Raw genomic sequence first — 21,502 nt, forward strand, 5'->3', positions numbered from 1 at the left:
CGGGGGCCCGGCCGGGGCCCCGCCTTGGGAGCCCCCGCGCCGGGGGCGCCGGCCGCCGGACGCGGGCCCGAGGGGGTGCCGGGGCCGGCGGGAAGCGCCTGCGGACCGGCGGCCTCGGGGCGCGGCGCCGGGCGCGGACCCGGACGCGGACCCGGCTTGGGGCCGGGGGCGGCGGGACGCGCGGCCTCGGGCCGGGGCGCCTCGAAGCGCGGCGGCTGCACCGGCGACGGCTGCTGCTGCGCCGGGGGCTGCTGCTGGATCTGGGGCTGCGGCGCCTGCGGCGCGGGGGCCGCGGGGCGCGGCGCGGGACCCGGACGCGGACCCGGCTTGGGGGCCGGACCCGGCTTGGGAACCGCGGTGGGCGCCGTAGCGCCGCCGGCTCGGCCTTCGGCCGGCCGGGGGGCCGCCTGAGGCGGCTTGGGCGCCTTGCCGGCGCCCTTGTCGGACGAACCCTTGGCGGGTGCGCCCAAGGCTTCCGTGAGCCTGCGGACCACCGGTGCCTCGATGGTCGAGGACGCCGAACGAACGAACTCGCCCATCTCCTGGAGCTTGGCCATCACGACCTTGCTCTCCACACCGAACTCCTTGGCGAGCTCGTATACCCGGACCTTCGCCACTGCACTCCCTTACTCGGCCCGGGAGGCTGTGCCGCCGGACCGTCGTTACGTAGACGTACTCATCGCCGCATGCTCATCAGGCGCTCATAGCTATCTGACCAGCCCATCAACTCGGCGTCCTACATGACAGTTGGCAACCATTTCACCCGATCCTTTCAGCCTGCAGCTCTTCCACGTGGCTGCGCACGAGCGACAGGTCGAGCGGACCCGCGACGCGGAACGCGCGCGGAAACGCCCGCCGACGCTCGGCGAGCTCGAGGCATCGCGGGGTGGGATGCAGTGAAGCACCACGCCCCGGGAGCCGTCGTCGCAGGTCGGGGACGACAACGCCCTCGACCGCCACCAGGCGGAGCAGCTCGGAGAAAACCGTGCGAACCCGGCAACCCACACATGTTCTCAGTGGGGCCGCCTGGCCACCATATTCCAGCTTACCTTGTGGACGCATCTGCGGAACCGGCCGCACCCTCCACATGGGTGTCCGGCCGGATGTCGATCCGCCAGCCGGTGAGCCGGTTGGCCAGCCGGGCGTTCTGCCCCTCCTTGCCGATGGCGAGGGAGAGCTGGTAGTCCGGCACGGTCACCCGCGCGGCACGGCCGGCGGCGTCGATCACCTCGACATGGGAAACGCGGGCGGGCGACAGGGCATTCCCCACGAACTCCGCCGGGTCCTCCGACCAGTCGATGATGTCGATCTTCTCGCCGTGCAGCTCGGTCATCACGTTGCGCACCCGCGAGCCCATCGGGCCGATGCAGGCGCCCTTGGCGTTGACGCCCGGCTTGCGGGACCGGACCGCGATCTTGGTCCGGTGGCCGGCCTCGCGGGCGATCGCGGCGATCTCGACCGTGCCGTCGGCGATCTCCGGGACCTCCAGCGCGAAGAGCTTCTTCACCAGGCCGGGGTGCGTCCGCGAGAGCATCACCGAGGGCCCCTTGTGGCCCTTCTTGACCTGGACCACGTAGCAGCGGATGCGCTCGCCGTGGACGTACTCCTCGCCGGGCACCTGCTCGTTGTGCGGGAGCACGGCCTCGATCCTGCCCAGGTCCACCAGGACGACCCGCGGGTCCTTGCCCTGCTGGACGACCCCGGAGACGAGCTCGCCCTCGCGGCTGGCGAACTCGCCGAAGTTGATCTCGTCCTCGGCGTCCCTGAGCTGCTGCAGGATGACCTGCCTGGCCGTGGTCGCGGCGATCCGGCTGAAGTTGCCCGGGGTGTCGTCGTACTCGCGGAGCACCTCCCCGTTCTCGCCGATCTCCGCGGCGTAGATCGTCACGTGCCCGGTGCTCCGGTCGAGCTCGGCGCGGGCCTTGGCGGCCGCGCCCTCGGTCTTGAAGTACGCGATCAGCAGCGCGTCCTCGATCGCCCTGACGACCAGGTCGAAGGAGATGTCCTTCTCCCGTTCCAGGCTGCGCAGGACGCTCATGTCGATGTCCACGAGGCTCCCCCTTAGCCCTCGTCGCCGTCTTCGCCGTCGTCTTCGACGTCGTCGCTCTCATCGAGCCGGCGGAATTCCACCTGCACCCGTCCCCGGGCCAGGTCCTTGTAGTCGGCACGGTGCCGGACGCCGTCGGCGTCCAGCTCCACGCCGGTCTCGTCGGTGGCGACGATCCGGCCCTCCACGCGGGTGCCGTCCCGCAGATCGGCCTTGACCAGCCGCCCCTCCGCCCGGCGCCAGTGGCGCGGCTCGGTGAGCGGGCGGTCGACCCCCGGGGAGGAGACCTCCAGCACGTAGGGGGCGGAGCCCATCACGTCCTCGGCGTCCAGCGCGGCGGAGACCGCGTGGCTCACCTCGGCCACGCCGTCCAGGCTCACCCCGCCGTCACGGTCGACGACGACGCGCAGCAACCGGCGCTTGCCCGCCGGTGTGACCGTGACGTCCTCCAGGTCGTAGCCCTCGGCCTCCACGACGGGGGCCAGAAGCTCCACCAGGCGGTCGCGGGATGTGACGCTGCCCATGTCGACCTCCTATTGTCACGATCTCGTCGGGCGAACCTCGCCCATGTGATTCACCAGCCTATCCACACCGGGCCGCAGAAAGAGCGTCACTCGGTGTGGCGGGACCGCCCGCCACACGCGGTGACTGCCATTCTGAGCCCGTACGATGCTAGAGGCGTCAGCACCCCACCCGAGACCGGAGGTCGTCCGTGCGTTCCCTGACCCGGCGCGCCCTGCTGCGGAGCGGTGCCCTCGGGGCGGCCGCCGCGGCGGTCGCGGGATGCGCCGCGCAGGAGCGGGAGCCCGCCGCCCCCGAGCCGCCGGATCCGGAGACCGTGCTGCTCAGGCAACTGATCGCGGACAAGGAGCGGACCGTCGCGATGTACGCGTCGCTGTCCTCGGGCAAGCTCGCCCCCTTCCGGGAGCGGCACGAGGCCCACCTCGCCGAGCTGCGCCGGCGGCTGCCCGCCGGGCCCTCGCCGGCGGCGTCCGGCTCCGGCGCCTCGCCCTCTCCCCCCGCCACCCCGGCGCCGGGCGCGAAGGCCACCCTGCGGGGCCTGCGGGAGCTCGAGCGGAAGGCCGCGGCGTCCCGGCCCGGGCAGACCGCGGGCGTCTCCCCGGCGCTCGCCCAGCTGATCGCCTCCATCGGCGCCTGCGAGGCCGCGCACGCGCTCGCCCTGCCGAGGTCCCTGTGACGGTCCCGGTGCCGGCCGACCGGGCGCTCGGCACGGCCCTGGCCGCCGAGCACGCGGCCGTCTACGCCTACGGGGTCATCGCCGCCCGCACGACCGGGAGGCTGCGGACCACCGCGACCACCGCCTTCAACGCCCACCGCGGCCGCAGGGACCGGCTCCGCGCCCTGATCGTCGAACGCGGCGGCACGCCCGCCGAGCCGCAGGCCGCCTACGAGCTCCCGGTCGTCCCCTCCGGCGCGGCCCAGGCCGTGGAGCTGGCGGTGCTGGTCGAGCAGGGGGTCGCCACGGCCTACCTGGAGCTGGCCGCCGCCGACGACGACGCGCTGCGCGAGCTGGCCGCGCTGGCCGTGCAGGAGTGCGTCAAGCGCTCGTACGGCCTGCGCCCCCGGATCGAGGCCTTCCCCGGCATGCCGGAGGGCTCCGGGGCGGTGGCGCCGTCGCCGTCGGGGAGCGCCGGGCCGGGGCGCGATCCGCAGGAGGGCACCGCCGCTCCCGGGCGGGGCACGACCCCCGCCTCCTGACCCCTTCCGGAGCGCTCCGCACCGCTTTACCGGGGTTTGACCCGGCCCTGGCGGGTAGTCGGACCTCCTCGGATCCACCGGGAGGAGGAATCGATGGGCTGGGGCTACAGGAAGTCGATGAGGTTCGGGCCGTTCCGGATCAACCTGTCCCGCAGCGGCGTCGGGCACAGCTGGGGCAACCGCGCCTTCCGGGTGACCCGGACGGCCGACGGCCGCCGCACGCTGACCGTCAACCTGCCCGGCGGCTTCCACTGGCGCAAGACGCTCGGCGGGGCCTCCCGCCGCTGATCCGGAACCGCACGCGCCCGCCCGCCGTTCTCATTGCAGACGCCTGAGGCCCGGAGGGGGAGAACGATGGGCTGGAGTTACCACAAGTCGATCAAGCTGGGGCCGTTCCGCCTCAACCTGTCCCGGCACGGGATCGGGCAGAGCTTCGGCGGCCGCCGCCTCCACGTCGCCAGGACGCCGGACGGCCGCACGCACGTGAGCGTGCGCCTGCCGGGCGGCTTCCACCTCGGCAAGACGCTCGGCGGGCACCCGCGCCGCCACCGCCACTAGGCGGGCGGCGCCCCCGGGACGGGCGTGCGGGCGCAGGGCACCGGCACGCGGCGGGGCGGGTCCGCCGGATCTCCGGCGGACCCGCCCCCGCGTCGTCCCCGAGCCGGGCGCGGGCCCGGTGCCCGGGCGGTGCGGGCTCAGGCCCGGCAGGCGGCCTCGACGCGGTCGGCGGCCTCGGCGATCGGGATCTCCTCCTTGGCGCCGGTGGCGCGGTCGCGCAGCTCCGCGACGCCCTGGGCGAGGCCCCGGCCGACGACCAGGATGGTCGGCATGCCGAGCAGCTCGGCGTCCTTGAACTTCACACCCGGCGAGACCCCCGCGCGGTCGTCCAGCAGGACGCGCAGGCCCCGGTCCCGGAGCTCCTCGGCGATCCGGGTCGCCACCTCGATCTGGTTCTCCTTGCCGGTGCCCACGATGTGCACGTCGGCGGGGGCGACCTCGCGCGGCCAGACGAGGCCGAGCTCGTCGTGGCGCTGCTCGGCGAGCACCGCCACCGCGCGGGAGACGCCGATGCCGTACGAGCCCATGGTGATGCGGATCGGCTTGCCGTCGGGGCCGAGGGCGTCGAGCTTGGCGGCGTCGGCGTACTTGCGGCCGAGCTGGAAGATGTGGCCGATCTCGATGCCGCGGTCGATGGACAGGGCCGAGCCGCAGGCCGGGCAGGCGTCGCCCGCGCGCACCTCGGCCGCCTCGATGGTCCCGTCGGGGACGAAGTCCCGGCCGGCGACCACGTTCACGGCGTGCTTGTTCAGCTCGTTGGCGCCGGTGACCCAGGCGCTGCCGGAGACCACGCGCGGGTCCACGAGGTAGCGGATGCCGAGGTCCTTGAGCACCTGCGGGCCGATGTAGCCGCGGACCAGGCCGGGGTGCCTGGCGAAGTCCTCGGCCTCGAAGATGGCGGGCTCGCCGGGGGCGAGGGAGGCCTCCAGCCGCTTGAAGTCGACCTCGCGGTCGCCGGGCACGCCGACGACCAGGACCTCGGTCTCGCCGGAGCCGGGAGTGGTCACCTTGACCACGACGTTCTTGAGCGTGTCGGCGGCGGTGACCGCCATGCCGTGCCGCTCGTTGAGGCAGTGGACCAGCGACTCGATGGTCGGGGTGTCGGGGGTGTCCAGCACCCGCATCTGCGGCCGCTCGCCGGTGACCGCGGGCGGGGCGGGGGTGGTGACCGCCTCGGCGTTGGCCGCGTAGCCGCAGTGGCGGCAGGCGACGAAGGTGTCCTCGCCGGTCTCGGCCGGGGCGAGGAACTCCTCCGAGGCCGAGCCGCCCATCGCGCCGGAGGTGGCGAAGCAGATCTTGTAGGTGATGCCCAGCCGGTCGAAGGTCCGGATGTAGGTCTCGCGGTGCTGCTCGTAGGAGCGCTTGAGGCCGTCGTCGTCGAGGTCGAAGGAGTAGGAGTCCTTCATGACGAACTCGCGCCCGCGCAGGATGCCGGCCCGGGGGCGGGCCTCGTCGCGGTACTTCGTCTGGATCTGGTAGAGCGTCACCGGGTAGTCCTTGTAGGAGGAGTACTCCCCCTTGACCATGTCGGTGAACATCTCCTCGTGGGTGGGGCCGAGCAGGTAGTCGGCGCCCTTGCGGTCCTTGAGCCGGAAGAGCGTGTCGCCGTACTCCGTCCAGCGCCCGGTCGCCTCGTAGTACTCCCTGGGCAGCAGGGCGGGGAAGAGCACCTCCTGGCCGCCCATCCGGTCCATCTCCTCGCGGATGATCCGGGTGACGTTCTCCAGGACCATCTTGCCCAGCGGCAGCCAGGAGTAGACGCCGGGCGCGACCCGGCGGACGTAACCGGCGCGGACGAGCAGCTTGTGGCTCGGGACCTCCGCGTCTGCCGGGTCGTCCCTCAGCGTTCGAAGAAACAGCGACGACATGCGCAGCAGCACGGTCACTCCTAGCTCGCAGGGAATCGATGAACGCCCTACAGGTTATCGACCCCGGCGATGCGGGCGCTCTCCCATCGCGGAGCGGCGGCCCTCACGCACCTGCGGCGAGGACGATCTGCACGGCCCCGAGGGCGGTGGCGACCAGGGCGGCGCGGACCGCGCCCGCGCCGCGGCGCAGGCCGAGCACCACGGCGAGCAGCAGGGCCGCCGCGGTCAGCACGCTCCAGGAGCCGGACCGCGCCGCCTCGGTCGCCTCGATCAGCAGGACGCCCGCGGACAGGCCTGCGGCGAGGTCGCCCCGCAGGCCGTCCCGCCGGGTCAGGTGGGCCGCCAGCGCGGACAGGGCGACGGCCAGCAGCGCCACACCCGGCACCATGGCGTCGCCGCCCAGGTAGAGGGAGGGGCGCCCGGGCGGGAAGAAGGTCGCGGCGAGCATCGAGACGACGGGGCCGAGTGCGGCCAGCGCCCCGGCCAGCGCCGCCCAGCCGAACCCGGCGGCGGTCCGGCCGACGACGACGGCGAACAGCAGGTAGGCGTAGGGGTCGTAGGCCGCCGACAGCGGCTCCGGGCCGTGCGCGAGCACCTCGCCGAGCGCGCCCAGCAGCAGGCCGCCGGCGAACGCCGTCACCATGTGGCGCACGATCGCCCGTTCCCGGCGGTCCCACGCGAGGAAGTCGATCGTGTCGTTCTGTCCAACCAAAGCCGTTGATCCCCCGATGTGCAGCCGACCGTGGCCATGTGGAGGATATATGACCTGCAAAAACGTACAAAAACGTTCAACTACTACAAAACAAGCGGTCGCTTGCTTATGCTGCCGCGTGTGCACCTCGACGACGCCGCCCCCGCAGGCTCCCCCGCCGACGGCTTCCCCGACCTGAACCTCAGCGAGGACCAGGCCGCGCTCCGGGACGCCGTCCGCTCCTTCCTCTCCGGGCACCCGGACGCCCCCTGGGGCAGGTTCGCCGGGGAGCTGGGCGTGGCGGGCCTGGCCGTGCCCGAGGAGTACGGCGGGGCGGGGTGCGGCACGGCCGAGCTCGCGGTCGTCGCCGAGGAGCTCGGCCGCGCGCTCTCCCCCCACCCCCACCTGGCCACCGCCGTGCTCGCCGTCGAGGCGCTGCGCGCCGGCGGCGACGCGGAGGCGATGGAGCGGCTGCTGCCCGGCATCGCGGGCGGCTTCCGCACCGCCACCGTCCTGCTGCCCGGGGACGCCGAGCTGACCCTCGGCGGCGGGCGGCTCACCGGCACCGCCCCCTGCGCACTCGACGGCGAGGTGGTCCTGGCCTTCGTCGGCGGCGAACTGGTCGAGGCGGTGCCCTCGGCCCGCACCCCGCTGGTGACGCTCGACGGGACCCGCCCGCTCACCGCGTTCGCCTTCGACGCCGTCCCGGCCCGTCCGGCCGGCGACGGCGCGGCGGCCGGCCGGGTCCGCGACGCGGGCGTCGCCTGCCTGGCCGCCGAGCAGGTGGGCGGGGCCTCCGCCTGCCTGGAGGCGGCCGTGGCGCACGCCCTGCGGCGCCACCAGTTCGGCCGCCCCATCGGCTCCTTCCAGGCCGTCAAGCACAAGCTCGCCGACCTGCTCCTGCTGGTGGAGTCGGCCCGCTCGGCCGCGCTGGCCGCCGCCCGCGCCCTGCCGGCGGAGCTCCCCGTCGCCGCCGCGATCGCCGGATCCTACTGCGGCGAGGCCTATCTGGCCGCGGCGGGAGAGAACATCCAGATCCACGGCGGCACCGGCATCACCTGGGAGCACTCCGCGCACCGCTACTTCAAGCGGGCCACCTCCGACGCCCAGCTCTTCGGCCCGCCGCACGCCCACCGCGCCCGCCTCGCCGCCGCCGCGGGGCTCTGAACGGCGCGCCAGGTTCCGGGCGGCGTAGCGGGCGCCGGGCGGCGTAGCGGGCGCCGCAGGGGTCTGGCCGGCCGGGTCCCGCGCGTGCCGCCGGGCCGTACGGCAGGCCTCAGCCGCCGAGGAGCAGCTCCCACGGCCGGGGTGAGGGGCCGGGCCGGGTGGTGTCCATGGCCTCGGCCAAGCGCCAGGGGCCCAGCCGGGTGCGGGGGCGCCGGCCGAGGGGGTCCACGGCCCGCAGCACGAAGCGGACGCCGATCACGTCCACGACGGCGCAGCCCGGGGTGTCCGGCGTACCGCCCCCGGCGGGGCCGGCCGGGGCGCCGGGCCCGCCGACGCGCTCGGCCAGGACCTGGGCGACCTCGGTGGCGTAGGGGCCCTCGCGCCACTCGATGTGCCAGCTCTCGCCGGCCCCGCGCCACCAGGTCAGGTCGCGGCACGACTCCATCAGCTCGGCCTCGCCGCCGAGGGCGTCCATCACCCGGCCGAAGGCCTCGAAGCGGCGGCCGCCCGCCGGCTGGATCTCGTCGAGCGCGCTCGCGGAGCGCTCTCCCCCGCCCGGTCCCCTCATGCGTGGGAGCGTGCCACCCGGCGGGCGCCGCCCGCCCGCCTCTTTGCCGCCTCTTCGCCTCCCCCAGACCGGAATTCACCCCGAGCCGCGTTCTGCGGGGACGGGTCCCGCCGGAGTCATCCCGCTCGGGAGGCCGCAGGAGTAGGTTGGAGGTGCGCCCCGGCCGATGCCCGGTCACCGGCACAACCCCCTGGGAGGCGATGTGTCCCTGCGAGTCGCGGTCGTCGGATCGGGTCCCGCCGGCCTCTACACCGCCGAGGCGCTGATGAAGCAGGCCGGGGGCCCCGTCGAGGTGGACGTGCTGGAGCGGCTGCCCACGCCCTACGGGCTGGTGCGCTACGGGGTGGCCCCCGACCACACCTCGATCAAGTCGATCGCGGGCTACCTGCGCCGGGTGCTGGAGCTGCCCGGCGTGCGCTTCCTGGGCGGCGTCGAGTTCGGCCGGGACGTCGGCCGCGACGACCTGCTGGCCTGCTACGACGCGGTGGTCTACTGCACCGGCGCGATGGTGGACCGCAGGCTCGGCATCCCCGGCGAGGACCTGCCCGGCAGCGTGGCCGCCACCGACTTCGTGAACTGGTACTGCGGGCACCCGGACGTGCCCGCCGATCGCTTCGTCCTCGACAGCCCCGGGGTCGCGGTGATCGGCGTGGGCAACGTGGCGGTGGACGTGGTGCGCGTCCTCGCCAAGACCGCCGAGGAGCTGCGCGCCACCGACGTGCCGGAGGAGGTCCTGGCCCGGCTGGCCGCGAGCCGGGTGGAGGTCGTGCACATGATCGGCCGCCGGGGCCCCGAGCACGCCAAGTTCACCCTGAAGGAGCTGCGGGAGCTCGGCGAGCTGGCCAACGCGGACGTGTGCGTGCGGCCCGAGGAGGCCGCCGCGGCCGGGGCGGAGGGCCTGCCCCGCCAGGTGCGGGGGAACGTCGAGGTGCTGCGGGGCTGGGCCGCCCGCACCCCCGCCGGCCGCCCCCGGCGGGTGGACGTGCGGTTCTGGCTGCGGCCGGTGGAGATCGTTGGCCGTGACCGGGTGGAGGCGCTGCGGCTGGAGCGCACCCGCCTGGCCGACGGCCGGGTGGTCGGCACCGGCGAGTTCGAGACCCTGCCCGTCGGCATGGTGCTGCGCTCGGTCGGCTACCGGAGCGTCCCCCTGCCCGGCGTGCCGTTCTCCGAGGCCACCATGACCGTGCCCAACGAGGCCGGCCGGGTGCGCGACCGCGAATACGTCGCGGGCTGGCTCAAGCGCGGTCCCAGCGGCGTGATCGGCACCAACAAGTCCGACGCCGCCGAGACCGTCCGGACCCTCCTGGCCGACCTGGCCGGCCGCCCTCCGGCGCGCCGCGCCGACCTGGACGCGCTTCTCGCGCTGCGCGGGGTCACCCCGGTGGCCTACTCCGGGTGGCTGTCCATCGAGGCCGCCGAGGCGGCGCTGGCCCGGGCGCTCGGCCGCGGCGAGCGGGTGAAGCTGCCCGGCCTCGCCGCCATGCTCGCCGCCCTGGGGGAGCCCGGGGCGTGTGCGGTCCCGGAGGCGGATGCCCCGGCGGACCCCGCCGGGGCCAGGTAAACAATGATCTAACCCCGGTTCGGGGAAAACGCTACAGGACCGCGGCCGGCCGCCGATGAAGGCCCCGTGAACGGACCGCTGACCGACCCTGCCGCGAAACCGGTGCCGCGTCCCCCCGCCGTCCGGAGCGAGGACGGGCCGGGGCAGGCCGCGCGGAGCGCCGTGCCGGACGCGCCTGCCGCCTCCGAGCAGGGCGGCCGGCCCGCCGGGACGCTCACGGCCGAGGAGGTGGCGGCGGAGCTGGAGTCACTGGAGATCACCAGCGGCTACAACATCGAGGCGGCCTTCGACCGGGCGGTGGAGCTGGAGGGGGCCGCACAGTCCCTCGGCGAGACCGTGCTGGTCCTGCGCGCGCAGCTGGTCCAGGTGGACGTGCGGACGCGCTGGGGCGAGCTGAGCTCGGTGATCCCGGTCATGTGGCAGGTCAACCAGTGGGCGGTCGAGCACGGCTGCCGCCCGCTGCTGGCCCGCAGCCACCTGCTGATGGCGCGGGCCTACCGGGACCTGGGCGACCCGGCCGCCTCGCTGGAGCACACGGTGAACTCCATGGAGGCGCTCGACGAGCACACGCCCGCCCGCATCCGGTTGACCCACCTGATGAGGCTCGCCGACGCGCTCGACGAGACCGGATCCCTCGAGGCCTCCCGCGAGCGCTACCTGCAGGCCGAGCGCCTGGCCGCCACGATCGACGTGGAGCGGCACGTCACGGCCATCAACAACCTCGCCTACGCCGAGTACGAGGCCGGGCGCTACGAGCAGGCCTGGGGGGCCGTCGAGCGCATGCTGGCGATCAGCTCGGCCCACGGCTACGAGCTCGACGTCCCCCTGCTGGACACCGTGGCCCGTCTGCAGATCGCGCTCGGCCACCACGACGAGGCCGTGATGGCCGCCCAGGCCGCCATCCGCATGCACGACGACCAGGACCTGAAGCAGGCGGCCGCGCTCCCCGAGGTCCTGCTCACCCTGGCCATCGCCCAGCGGAACCTGGGCAGTCTGCGGCAGGCCCAGGAGAGCCTGGACCGGGCCCGGATGATCAGCGAGGAGCACGGCTTCGTGAGGATCCTGGTCCAGGTCCGGCAGGAGCAGGCCGAACTGCACGCGGCCACCGGCGACTACCGGCGGGCGTTCGAGGCGTTCAAGGGCTACCACGCCGCGGAGAAGGAGCTGGTCTCCCAGCAGCAGGAGGCCCGGGCCCGTACCCGGCAGGCCATGTTCGAGGCCGCCGAGGCCCGCCGGGACGCCGAGCTCTTCCGCGAGCAGGCCCGCCGCGACCCGCTCACCGGGCTGCGCAACCGTCGCTACGTCGACGAGCACCTGCCCGAGCTCCTGGCCGCCGCGGCCGTGACCGGCAGCGCGGTGACGGTCGCGCTCGTCGACCTCGACCACTTCAAGCGGATCAACGACACCTGCTCCCACGACGTGGGCGACCAGGTCCTGGTCGCCGTCGCCAAGATGCTCGACGCCGTCCCCGACCCGGCCTGCACCGGTCTGGGCTTCGCCGCGCGGATGGGCGGCGAGGAGTTCCTGCTCGTCCTGGACGGGATCAGCCCGGCCGCGGCGGTGGCCCGGCTGGAGAGCCTGCGCGCCTCCATCGCCGCCCGCTCCTGGAGCCCGCTCACCGGGGACCTGCCGGTCACCGTGAGCATCGGCGTCACCGCCTCCCAGCCGCACAGCACCCAGGCCGAGCTCATCGCCCTGGCCGACGCGAACCTCTACACCGCCAAGAACAAGGGCCGCAACCGCGTCTGCGCCACCTCCGTCACGCCCCTCGCCGAACGGCGCCGCCACCGCGACGCCGCCCGGCCCGGCACGGGGTGAGACCGGCGCCTGCGGCGGGAGGACGGCGGGGGCTCGGCGCGGCCGGCCGGAGGGTTCTAGGGTGCGACTGACCCGCCCCGCCGGCAAGGAGCACTCCCCATGCGCGTCACGCTCTGCGATCCCCTGGCCCTGATCCCCGGCTTCGAGCAGGCCCGCCGGGAGCAGTCGGCACTGTGGCCGGCCGCGCAGCCCCGGTGGCAGCCGGTGCACACGGTCTACGTCCCGGCCGACCGCTTCGGCACGGAGACGGTCGGGCGGTGGGGGCGCGCTGCGCTGGAGCTGTTCACCCGGCACCTGCCCGGACCCGGACCGCTGGCCGGGCTCTTCGGCGTGCCGGAGGAGACGGCCGCGGATCTGCACCCCCGGATCGCCGCGAAGCTCGCCGCCGAGCCGGTGGAGGACCTGCGGGTGGACTTCGAGGACGGGTACGGCGTCCGCCCCGCCGAGGAGGACGGCGACACCGCCCGGGCCGCCGCCGCGGTCGCCGCCCTGCACGCGGCCGGGGCGCTCCCCCGCCGGTGGGGGCTGCGGGTGAAGTCGTTCGCCGACGGCGACCCCGGCCGGAGCCTGCGCACGCTGGACGGCTTCCTGACCGGGGTCGTGGAGCGGGCGGGCCTGCTGCCGGAGGGGTTCGTCGTCACCTTCCCCAAGGTCCTGATGGAGGACTACCTGCGCCGGTTCGCCGACTGCCTGGGCGCGCTGGAGGAAGGGCTGGGCCTGGCCGCGGGCACGCTCCGCTTCGAGCTGCAGGTCGAGGCGGCGCAGACCCTGTGGTTCCTCCATCCCCGCCTGGCCGCCTCGCTCGGCGGCAGGCTCGCCGCCGCCCACTTCGGCGTCTTCGACTACACCGCGGGCTGCGGGCTGCCCCCGCACGAGCAGCGGCTGGACCACCCGGCCTGCGACCACGCCCGGCACGTCATGCAGACGGCGTTCGCCGGGACCGGCGTGGAGCTGTCGGACGGCTCCCTGGCCGCCTTCCCCGCCTCCGGCGGGACCCGTGACGTGCACGCCCTGTGGGCGCACCACGCCCGGCTCGTCAGGCACTCCCTGCGCCACGGCTTCTACCAGGGGTGGGACATGCACCCCTCGCACCTGGTCAGCCGCTACGCCGCGGTCTACGACTTCCACCTGCGCCACCGCGCCGAGTACGCCCGCCGGGTCCGGGCCTGGCAGGCGCGGCGCGGGCCGGAGGGCGCCGCGGGGAGCACCGCGGAGAGCAGCGTGGAAGGCACCGCGCAAGGCACCGCGGAGGGCGCCGTGCTGGACGAACCCGCGACCGTCACGACGATGAGCGCCGCGCTGCGCCGCGCGGAACTGGCCCTGGAACCGCCCCGGCCCTGCGGCTCCCGCGGCACGGGAGCGGCCTGAGCGGCGCGGGAGCCGGCGTCAGGCCGGAGCCCCGGCTCCCTCTCCGCCGCGCGGTGCGGGCCCGGCCGGGCCGGGCCCGCACCGCGACGGACCCGGCCGGGCCGGGGACGGGGGCCTCAGTCGATCAGCTCACGCCACCTGCGGACCAGGTGCGCCTCGACCGGGTCCGACCACGAGGCCCGGACCGCGCCGCCCACGTGGAAGGCCCGCACGCCGTACTCCAGGAGGGCGGGGACGTGGCCGGGGCGCAGGCCGCCGCCCGCCAGGATGAGCGGGCCGTCCCCGGCCTCGCAGCGGGCCCGCAGCACGGCCAGGCCGTCCCGCACCCCGGTGGGCGCGCCCGCGGTGAGCACGGTCGCGAGGTTGGGCAGCAGCCGGACGGCCCGCCAGCCCGCCTGGAGGTCGGCAGCGTGGTCCACCGCCCGGTGGAAGGTCCAGGGCAGCGGCGACACCGCGTGGATCAGCGCCTCGGTGGCGGCCAGGTCGACCGCGCCGTCGGCGTCGAGGAAACCGAACACGAAGCCCGCCGCGCCCGCCTCGGCGAGGGCCTTGGCATCGCGCCGCAGTCCCTCCAGCGCCTCGGGCGAGGCCAGGAACGTGGCCTCGCCGCGCAGCATCACCATCTGCGGCAGCCTGCACTCCCTGGCGATCGCCGCGACCGTCTCCACCGCCGGGGTGAGCCCGCCGGACGCCATGTCGGCGACGACCTCCAGGCGGTCGGCACCGCCCTCTTCCGCGGCGACGGCGTCGCGCACGTCGAGCGCGATCACCTCGAGCAGTGATCCGGTCATGGAGTGAGGCTATCGGATGAGTTTGTCCGAGGATCGCCGTGGTTCACACCTGCTCCGTGAGCAGCAGGGCACGCGGAGCGGTGTCCGTCCGGGCCCCCGCCGGAGAGGCCGCCGGGGCGCCGCGCAGGCCACCGGGCCGCTGGAACAGGGCGCCCGAGGCCCGGTGCGGCAGGTCGACCGTGCGCAGGTGCGTGAAGCGCTGGCGCCGGTAGTACTCCTGCAGCCGCGGATTGCCCTTGGCGCAGTCGAGCCGGAGCCACCGCCTGCCCGCGGCGAGCACGCGCAGGCCCGCCCAGTCGAGCAGCGCCTCGCCCAGGCCGCGCCCGGCGTGGTCGCGCGCCACCGCCAGCTTGTGGACGTAGAGCGCCGAGCCGGGCTCGTCCTGCGCGGTCCAGAACTCCGGGTCGGCGTCGCCGTCCAGCGCCATGGTGGCGACCGGCCCGGCCGCGCCGTCCAGCAGGTACATGTCTCCCCGCTCGATCAGCGGGACGAGCCGCTCGGCCGGGAATCCTCCGGCGGGCCACTGCCGGACGCCCTGGCGGTGCAGCCAGGCGGCGGTCTCCGCCAGGAGGGCCAGCACGCCGGGCAGGTCGGCTGCGGCGGCCCGGCGCAGGGTGACCCGGCGCGGCGGGGCGGCGGGGACCACGGGCGTGACGGGGACGGGGGTGACGGCGGAGTGCATGGTTCATCCCTTCGTTGCGCATGGTGTACGAGATGACACGGACCGTGCAGGTGTGATGACGCACGGTGTCCGCGCCGGACCTGGGACCCCCGCGCTAGGGGCCCGAGGCGAGCAGGGGGGGACGGCCGCGCCCGCCGCGGCGACGGCGGGCGGGGACCGGTGACCGCCCGCCGGCACGGCGGGGCGGGGGCCGCCCCATCAGGGCGGCCACGGGGGGGTCAACGGCTTTCCAGCTCGTATCTGATCAGGTGCTTGTCGGCGGGGAGCACCGACACCGCGACCCGCACGGGGACGTCCTCGGAGTCGTAGCCGACGCGGACGTAGACGACGACCGGGGTGCCCGACTGGAGCTGGAGCCGCTCGGTCTCCGTGCTGGTGGGCATCCGCGCCCAGATGTCGTCCACCACCCGGACCTGGGCGTGGCCGAGCTCCTCCAGCACGCGGTTGGCCCCGCGCTGGATGTCCCCGGGGCGGGCGATCTCGGATCCGGAGACCAGCCAGAGCGGGAAGTAGGAGTCGTTGGTGTTGTACGGCTGGGCGTCCACGAACCGCAGCCTGCGGCGGACCACGGCGAGCCCGTCGTCGGGCAGCTCCAGCCTGCTGGCGATCTCCTCCGGCGGATGCACGATCGACACCTCGATCTCCTGGCTGGGCTCGCGCCCCTCCTGGGAGACCGCCCAGGCGAAGGCCTCCCTGGTCTCCCCGGGCTGCGGCTGGAGCTCGCGCTGGGGGTGGATCAGCAGGGGCCGGCGCTCCCTGACCACGGTGCCCCGGCGGGGCGTGCGGGTGACCAGTCCCTCGTTGACCAGTTCTCCGAGGGCCAGCCGCACGGTGTTGCGGCTGACCCCGTGGACCGTCATCAGCTCCGCCTCGGTCGGCAACTGGTCCCCGGGCTTGAGCGCACCGGAGTAGATGGTCCTCCGCAACTCGGAGGCCACCAGTTGGTACAGCGTCGACCGTGCCATTTATGTCCCCTTTGTGCCAACAAAACTAGACGATTTAGTTCTGATGGGGAACAGCCCCTTGACCTAGCCTCCCAGGACTTGCATCATCCAATCGTTGGTACAAATCCATTGAAAAGTCTTCACCCCGTACCGACCTCCCGCGCGGCCTGCGGTGTGAGGACCCCATCCCTCGCCGGGGTCCTCGCACCACCGCGACGGGCAGGAGCGCGTCCTGGCGGGTCCCCCACGCCCGCCAGGGCGCGTCTTCCTCCCCTCCGGCCGGCCCTTCCCGGGCCCGTGCGCGCCGCGCCCCCGCTGCCCGCGCCCTCCCGGCGCCCCGTGCGCGCCGCGGCCCCCGTGCCCCCGCGCCCTCCCCGTGCCCCCGCGCCGCCCTCCCGCCCCTCGCCCTCCCCCGAGGCGCTCCCGGAGAGCGGGACGGCGTTTGACGCGCTCCGCCGCCCCCTCCTAGCGTCCGAGCGACCGCCCGGCGGCGGGAGGCCCCCGACCCCGCCCGCCCTCCCCCGGAAGGGCCCGCCGGGCCCGGCGAAGGAGGCGAGACGAGCATGACGGGCTTCCGCGAGCAGATCCGGACCTGGCTTCGGGAGCAACTGGAGGGTGAGTTCGCCCACGCCCGGGGGCTGGGCGGGCCGGGCCGCGAGCACGAGGGCCACGAGGTCCGCCTGGCCTGGGAGCGGCGGCTCGGCGAGGCCGGGTGGACCTGCCTGGGCTGGCCGGAGGAGTACGGCGGGCGGGACGCGACCCTGGCCGAGCAGGTGGTCTTCCACGAGGAGTACGCGCGGGCGGACGCCCCGGCCCGGGTCGGCCACATCGGCGAGGGCCTCGTCGGGCCCACCATCCTGGAGTTCGGCACCCAGGAGCAGAAGCGGCGCTTCCTGGAGCCGATCCGGCGCGGCCGCGAGCTGTGGTGCCAGGGCTACTCCGAGCCCGAGGCCGGTTCCGACCTGGCCGGCGTGCGGACCCGGGCCCGGCTGGAGGGCGGCGAGTGGATCGTCAGCGGCCAGAAGACGTGGACCTCGCTCGCCCACCTCGCCGACTGGTGCTTCGTCCTCGCCCGCACCGAGCCCGGCTCCCGGCGGCACGCGGGCCTGTCGTACCTGCTGGTCCCGCTGGACCAGCCCGGAGTCGAGATCCGGCCCATCGTCCAGCTGACCGGTACCAGCGAGTTCAACGAGGTCTTCTTCGACGGGGCCCGCACGGCCGCCGGGAACATCCTGGGCGCCCCCGGCGAGGGCTGGCGGGTCGCCATGGCCACTTTGGGCTACGAGCGCGGCGCCTCCACCCTCGGCCAGCAGATCGGCTTCCAGCGGGAGTTCGAGCGGGTCGCGGCCGCCGCCCGGCGCACCGGTGCGGTCGAGGACCCGGTCCTGCGCGACCGGCTGCTCCGAGCCTGGCTGGAGCTGCGCATCATGCGCCTGAACGCGCTGCGCACGATGACCTCCCTGTCGGCCGGCGAGCCGGGCCCCGAGGTGTCGATAGCCAAGCTCTACTGGTCGGAGTGGCACCGGCGGCTGGGCGAGCTGGCGCAGGCCGTGCAGGGCCGGGCCGGGCTGGTCGCCGACGGCGCGCCGTACGAGCTGAACGACCTGCAGCGGCTCTATCTGTTCAGCCGGGCGGACACCATCTACGCCGGGTCCAGCGAGATCCAGCGCAACATCATCGCCGAGCGCACCCTGGGCCTGCCCCGGGGCTGACCCCGGGGCAGGCCGCCCTCACCGGGTCATCCGCACGTAGTCCACGGTCATGGTGCTGCGCAGGTCCGCGGCCGGCCGGCCCGCCTGCGAGCCGACGGCGATGTTGAGGATCAGCCGGGCGGGCGTGCCGGCGGGCACCCGGTAGGGCAGGGAGCGCACGAGCCGGCCGTCGACGTAGAACCGGGCGCGGCCGGACCGCCCGGTGCTCCAGGCGACCTTGTACACGTGCCAGCGGGTGGCGTCGACGTCGTAGGCGCCGCCCGCGCTGAAGCGGTCCGTGTGCACGTGGTACTCGGGGTTCCACCGCGAGCCGTTGAGGCCGTTCTCCATCAGGTCGATCTCTCCGTAGCGCCGCCGTCCGCCCCGGGGCTCGGCGAGCAGCCAGATCGCCGGCCACGCGCCGCGCCGCCACCCGGAGACCTTCGCCCGCACCTGCACGCTGCCGCCCTCCGGCGCGTGGGCCGAGACGAGCCGGGCCGAGGTGTATCTGCGCCGCACCCCGTGGTCGCCGGTGAAGGACTCGCGCCGGGCGGTGATCACCAGATGGCCGTCGCCGTTCAGCCGCGCGTTGCGCCCGTCCGCGGTGTAGCACTGCCGCTCGGCGCGGTGCCCCCACAGGCAGCCGGTGAGCTGCGTCCACCGCGACCGCGCCGGAGGGTCGCCCTCGGGGCCGGAGAACTCGTCGCGGAAGGTGTACTCCGGTGCCCCGCGGTCCTCCTGCGGGTCCGCCGCGCGCGCCCCGCTCCCGGCGTGCGCGGCCGCGGCGCCGCACTCCAGGACCAGGGCCGCCGCGACCGCGACGGTCCCCGCCCGGTTCCCGATCCCCATCGGCCGGTGCTCCCCTCGCCCCGGCCGGGGACGGCGCACCGCCCCCACCCGAAGATCGACACTCTCCGTGTGTGATCGGAACCATACCGTGAACAGACCATGGTGCGGGAGCGGGGCGAGGGGAGCCTCCGGTGGCGGTTTCCCGCGTCCGCCCGGCACGGATTCGGGCAGGCCGTTACCTTCTATTGACATACGCCGCGCGGTGCATAATTCTGAGAGCGCTCTCCTAACAGCGGTCCATGACTATGGGAGAAGGACTCCTGTTCCGAGAGCGCTCTCGGAGTGTCCGTCGCACACCGACCCCTCCCGGCCGCGCGCCAGCAGAGCGCCGCGGCCGGAACGCTCCGGCACGTGCCCGGCGATCCTGTCCCCGCGCGGGCGCCGCCCCGGCCGAGCACGCCACGGAGCCGTCCCCGGCCTCCCCGCGGGGAGACGACCACGACGACGAAGGAGTCGCCCATGCGTACCGCACGAAGAACACTCCGCCGGCTCGCCGCCGTGGCGGTGAGCGTACCCGCGCTCCTGGCCACGGCGCCCGCCCACGCCTCCGCGCCCGCGCCCGCCGCGGGTGTCACGGCGCGGACCGCGCCGAGCCTGCTCCCGCTGACCGTCACGAACGACTCGGGACGGAGCGAGCAGACCTACGTCTACGTGCTCGGCACGAACCTCAGCACCGGAAGGCTCGGCTACGTCAACGCGAGCGGCACGTTCACCCCGTGGCCCGCCGGCTCGATCCCGCCCAGCCCCGCCCCGGACGCCGCGATCCCCGGCCCGGCCAGGGGCGCGGCCAAGACGCTCAAGCTGCCGCTCGGCATGTCCGGCCGGGTCTACGTCTCCTTCGGGACCAAGCTCAAGTTCTTCCTCACCCCCGACGGCTTCGTGCAGCCGGCCCCGTGGGCGCCGGGCGACCCCAACCGGGACATCCTGTTCGACTGGACCGAGTTCACCTACAACCCCAGCGGCCTGTGGCTCAACACCACGATGGTCGACATGTTCAGCGTCCCGCAGGCGGTCGAGGTGACCGGCGCGGACGGCACCCGCAAGCGCACCGGCGACCTGGTCGCCAACGGCCGCGAGCGCATCCTCGACGCGCTGCGGAACCAGCCCGGCGACTGGGCGAAGCTGATCCACCGGCGCGCGGACGGCACGCGGCTGCGGGTCGTCTCCCCGCACAAGGGCATCGAGACCGGCGTGTTCAGCCCCACCTACATGGACGGCTACATCCGCGACGCCTGGGAGACCTACCGGAACAGGACCCTGACCGTCGCGCCGTTCGCGCACGAACCCGCCAAGCGCTTCCAGGGCCGGACGGACGCCTCCGGCGTGCTGCACTTCACCGACACCGCGGGCAACCGGGTCGCCTCCTTCCCCCGGCCGTCGACCAAGGACGTCTTCGGCTGCGACGGCAGGCTCCACGCCCCCAACGACCAGGTGGTCGGGCCGATCGCGCGCACGCTCTGCGCCGCCCTGCACCGCTCCACGCTGGGCCACGTCCACACGCAGCCCGCCACGGACCCGAGCACGTTCTACACCAGGACCGTCACCGACCACTACTCGCGCACGCTGCACGCCCACTCCGCGGACGGCAAGGCCTACGGCTTCGCCTTCGACGACGTCGGCGGCTTCGAGTCCCTGGTCCACGACGGCTCGCCCCGCTCCGCCGGGATCACGCTCACGCGGTTCTAGACCCGGCCGCCGCACCGCCCCGCCCGGATCGGGGGTCCGGACGCGCGCGGCCGCCGTACGGCCGGCGGGCCGGGAGGAAGAGAAGGCCTCCCGGCCCGCCGGTCCCCCTTCGTCACCGATGCGTTCCGAAGATGCAATCCCGCGGCCCTGGCCGCACCCGCTCTCCGGCACGTAGCGTGCGCACCGTGACCGCCCAGGAACGCTCCACCCGCATCCTCGACGTCCTCGTCACCGAGTTCGGCGACGCGATCCGGCGCGACCCGGCCGCCTTCCGGCGCAAGTTCCGGAGGATGGCCGCCTCCCCCTTCGCGTTCTACCGGGGCAGCGCCTGCCTGTTCTACGCGGACATGACCGGCGCCTTCGCCGACGAGGCGTTCCTGGACGCCCGCACCAGCCGGGTGTGGATCCACGGGGACCTGCACGCCGAGAACTTCGGCACCTACATGAACGCCTCCGGCGTGCTGGTCTTCAACGTCAACGACTTCGACGAGGCCTACGTCGGCCCCTACACCTGGGACCTGAAGCGGCTGGCGGCCAGCGTCGCGCTCATCGGCTACGCCAAGGCCCTGTCCGACGAGACGATCTCGGAGCTGGTCGCCGGCCTCACCCGCGCCTACCTCGCCGAGCTGAACGGCATCGCCCGCGGCGGCGACGAGGCGATCGGCTCGCTGACGCTGGCGACCACCACCGGGGTGCTCCACCGGGTGCTCCAGGTGGCCAGGCTCAACACCCGGGTGGCCCTGCTCGACCGGGAGACCACGATCGAGAACTACGACCGCCGCTTCGCCGCCGTGGAGGGCCGCTTCCCGGTGGACGAGGCGACCCGGAGCGCGGTCGAGGCCGCCTTCCTCGACTACCTGGCCACGCTCCCGGCCGTCTCCGCGGTCGAGCACCGGATCAAGGACGTCACGCTCCGCACCGGCGTCGGCATCGGCTCGGCCGGGCTGCCGTCCTACAACCTCCTGCTGGAGGGCCACACCGAGGCCCTGGAGAACGACGTCATCCTGTACATGAAGCAGGCGCAGGTCCCGGCGGTCGCCCGGCACATCGCCGACGAGCGGGTGCACGGCTACTTCACGCACCAGGGGCACCGCACCGCCGAGTCGCAGCGGGCCCTGCAGGCCTACGCCGACCCGTGGCTCGGCTACACCGCGCTGGACGGGGTCGGCCAGCTGGTCGCCGAGGTCTCGCCGTACGCGGCGGACCTCGATTGGGGCGACGTCAACGAGCCCGACGAGCTCGCCTCGGTCGTCGGCGACCTGGGCCGGGCCGTGGCGCGCATGCACTCGGTGGCCGACGACGAGTCCAGCCACGACCTGGTCGACTTCTCCACCGAGGAGGCGATCGTGGCGGTGGTCGACGGGGACGAGGACGGCTTCACCGACATGCTCGTCCGATTCGCCCACGCCTACGGCGCCCGGGCCAGGACCGACCACCAGCTCTTCGTCGACCTGTTCCGCAACGGCCGTCTGCCCGGCCTCTGACGGGCCCGGT

Annotated in this window: 22 protein-coding genes; 11 read left to right on the plus strand and 11 right to left on the minus strand. The window is 74.6% G+C overall.

The window, feature by feature from the left end; translation table 11 throughout:
- From ABD823_RS30520 to rimP, 4 genes are all read right to left on the minus strand, one after another.
- Window positions 1–617, minus strand: a 617-nt coding sequence (locus tag ABD823_RS30520) for a translation initiation factor IF-2 N-terminal domain-containing protein (RefSeq protein WP_344865646.1), incomplete at its 3' end; no start/stop codon positions are given.
- Between the two features lie 142 nt (window positions 618–759).
- The gene (locus ABD823_RS30525; protein ID WP_344865648.1) at window positions 760–1,089 is read right to left on the minus strand and encodes a YlxR family protein; all 330 of its coding nucleotides are present in this window, start codon (window positions 1,087–1,089) and stop codon (window positions 760–762) included.
- Window positions 1,046–2,038, minus strand: coding sequence for a transcription termination factor NusA (nusA, locus tag ABD823_RS30530; protein WP_344865706.1), 993 nt, complete (start codon window positions 2,036–2,038; stop codon window positions 1,046–1,048). The genes ABD823_RS30525 and nusA overlap by 44 nt, the downstream gene beginning before the upstream one ends.
- 23 nt (window positions 2,039–2,061) lie before the next feature.
- The gene (gene rimP / locus ABD823_RS30535; protein ID WP_344865650.1) at window positions 2,062–2,571 is read right to left on the minus strand and encodes a ribosome maturation factor RimP; all 510 of its coding nucleotides are present in this window, start codon (window positions 2,569–2,571) and stop codon (window positions 2,062–2,064) included.
- A 188-nt stretch (window positions 2,572–2,759) separates the two neighbouring features.
- On the opposite strand from rimP, the gene ABD823_RS30540 reads away from it, so the two are divergent.
- From ABD823_RS30540 to ABD823_RS30555, 4 genes are all read left to right on the plus strand, one after another.
- Entirely contained in the window at window positions 2,760–3,245 is a 486-nt protein-coding gene (locus ABD823_RS30540; protein ID WP_344865652.1) for a hypothetical protein, read from the plus strand.
- Window positions 3,242–3,766, plus strand: a complete 525-nt coding sequence (locus tag ABD823_RS30545) for a ferritin-like domain-containing protein (protein ID WP_344865654.1) — start codon at window positions 3,242–3,244, stop codon at window positions 3,764–3,766. Before ABD823_RS30540 ends, ABD823_RS30545 begins: the two co-directional genes overlap by 4 nt.
- Window positions 3,767–3,859: 93 nt before the next feature.
- Window positions 3,860–4,054, plus strand: coding sequence for a DUF4236 domain-containing protein (locus tag ABD823_RS30550; RefSeq protein WP_344865656.1), 195 nt, complete (start codon window positions 3,860–3,862; stop codon window positions 4,052–4,054).
- A 66-nt stretch (window positions 4,055–4,120) separates the two neighbouring features.
- Window positions 4,121–4,324 (plus strand): DUF4236 domain-containing protein, encoded by a 204-nt coding sequence (locus ABD823_RS30555; RefSeq protein WP_344865658.1) that lies wholly within the window; start codon window positions 4,121–4,123, stop codon window positions 4,322–4,324.
- A gap of 137 nt (window positions 4,325–4,461) precedes the next feature.
- Here ABD823_RS30555 and ABD823_RS30560 read toward each other — a convergent pair whose 3' ends face one another.
- Together ABD823_RS30560 and ABD823_RS30565 are read right to left on the minus strand one after the other, a co-directional pair.
- Window positions 4,462–6,204, minus strand: a complete 1,743-nt coding sequence (locus ABD823_RS30560) for a proline--tRNA ligase (protein ID WP_344865660.1) — start codon at window positions 6,202–6,204, stop codon at window positions 4,462–4,464.
- A gap of 91 nt (window positions 6,205–6,295) precedes the next feature.
- Window positions 6,296–6,904 carry a hypothetical protein gene (locus tag ABD823_RS30565; RefSeq protein WP_344865662.1) on the minus strand — a complete coding sequence of 203 codons (609 nt, stop codon included), beginning with the start codon at window positions 6,902–6,904 and terminating at the stop codon, window positions 6,296–6,298.
- A 120-nt stretch (window positions 6,905–7,024) separates the two neighbouring features.
- Here ABD823_RS30565 and ABD823_RS30570 point away from each other — a divergent pair, with 120 nt between their 5' ends.
- On the plus strand, window positions 7,025–8,050 hold the full coding sequence (locus tag ABD823_RS30570) for an acyl-CoA dehydrogenase family protein (protein ID WP_344865664.1): 1,026 nt from the start codon (window positions 7,025–7,027) through the stop codon (window positions 8,048–8,050).
- A gap of 109 nt (window positions 8,051–8,159) precedes the next feature.
- Here the strand turns inward: ABD823_RS30570 and ABD823_RS30575 are convergent, their stop codons facing one another.
- Entirely contained in the window at window positions 8,160–8,618 is a 459-nt protein-coding gene (locus ABD823_RS30575) for a hypothetical protein (RefSeq protein ID WP_344865666.1), read from the minus strand.
- 166 nt (window positions 8,619–8,784) lie between these two features.
- On the opposite strand from ABD823_RS30575, the gene ABD823_RS30580 reads away from it, so the two are divergent.
- From ABD823_RS30580 to ABD823_RS30590, 3 genes are all read left to right on the plus strand, one after another.
- A complete protein-coding gene (locus tag ABD823_RS30580; RefSeq protein WP_425566683.1) occupies window positions 8,785–10,179 on the plus strand; it encodes an FAD-dependent oxidoreductase in 1,395 nt (464 codons plus the stop codon).
- A 66-nt stretch (window positions 10,180–10,245) separates the two neighbouring features.
- Window positions 10,246–11,997: a tetratricopeptide repeat-containing diguanylate cyclase gene (locus ABD823_RS30585; RefSeq protein ID WP_344865670.1), complete on the plus strand. Its 1,752-nt coding sequence runs from the start codon at window positions 10,246–10,248 to the stop codon at window positions 11,995–11,997.
- 99 nt (window positions 11,998–12,096) lie between these two features.
- Entirely contained in the window at window positions 12,097–13,365 is a 1,269-nt protein-coding gene (locus ABD823_RS30590; protein ID WP_344865672.1) for a DUF6986 family protein, read from the plus strand.
- A gap of 116 nt (window positions 13,366–13,481) precedes the next feature.
- Here ABD823_RS30590 and ABD823_RS30595 read toward each other — a convergent pair whose 3' ends face one another.
- From ABD823_RS30595 to ABD823_RS30605, 3 genes are all read right to left on the minus strand, one after another.
- A complete protein-coding gene (locus ABD823_RS30595; RefSeq protein WP_344865674.1) occupies window positions 13,482–14,156 on the minus strand; it encodes a copper homeostasis protein CutC in 675 nt (224 codons plus the stop codon).
- 43 nt (window positions 14,157–14,199) lie between these two features.
- Window positions 14,200–14,838, minus strand: a complete 639-nt coding sequence (locus ABD823_RS30600; protein WP_344865676.1) for a GNAT family N-acetyltransferase — start codon at window positions 14,836–14,838, stop codon at window positions 14,200–14,202.
- Window positions 14,839–15,056: 218 nt separating this feature from the next.
- Window positions 15,057–15,803, minus strand: coding sequence for a GntR family transcriptional regulator (locus ABD823_RS30605; RefSeq protein ID WP_344865678.1), 747 nt, complete (start codon window positions 15,801–15,803; stop codon window positions 15,057–15,059).
- A 542-nt stretch (window positions 15,804–16,345) separates the two neighbouring features.
- Between ABD823_RS30605 and ABD823_RS30610 the strand changes: the two genes are divergently transcribed.
- On the plus strand, window positions 16,346–17,494 hold the full coding sequence (locus ABD823_RS30610) for an acyl-CoA dehydrogenase family protein (protein ID WP_344865680.1): 1,149 nt from the start codon (window positions 16,346–16,348) through the stop codon (window positions 17,492–17,494).
- An 18-nt stretch (window positions 17,495–17,512) separates the two neighbouring features.
- On the opposite strand, the gene ABD823_RS30615 is transcribed toward ABD823_RS30610, so the two are convergent.
- Entirely contained in the window at window positions 17,513–18,322 is an 810-nt protein-coding gene (locus tag ABD823_RS30615) for a glycoside hydrolase family 16 protein (protein ID WP_344865682.1), read from the minus strand.
- A gap of 459 nt (window positions 18,323–18,781) precedes the next feature.
- On the opposite strand from ABD823_RS30615, the gene ABD823_RS30620 reads away from it, so the two are divergent.
- Window positions 18,782–20,008 (plus strand): beta-1,3-glucanase family protein, encoded by a 1,227-nt coding sequence (locus ABD823_RS30620; RefSeq protein ID WP_344865684.1) that lies wholly within the window; start codon window positions 18,782–18,784, stop codon window positions 20,006–20,008.
- Window positions 20,009–20,193: 185 nt separating this feature from the next.
- Window positions 20,194–21,492 carry a DUF2252 domain-containing protein gene (locus tag ABD823_RS30625; RefSeq protein WP_344865686.1) on the plus strand — a complete coding sequence of 433 codons (1,299 nt, stop codon included), beginning with the start codon at window positions 20,194–20,196 and terminating at the stop codon, window positions 21,490–21,492.
- The last annotated feature ends 10 nt before the right edge of the window (window positions 21,493–21,502 follow it).

Origin of the sequence: Planomonospora alba, assembly GCF_039534085.1 — a bacterium.
Lineage (GTDB): Bacteria > Actinomycetota > Actinomycetes > Streptosporangiales > Streptosporangiaceae > Planomonospora_B > Planomonospora_B alba.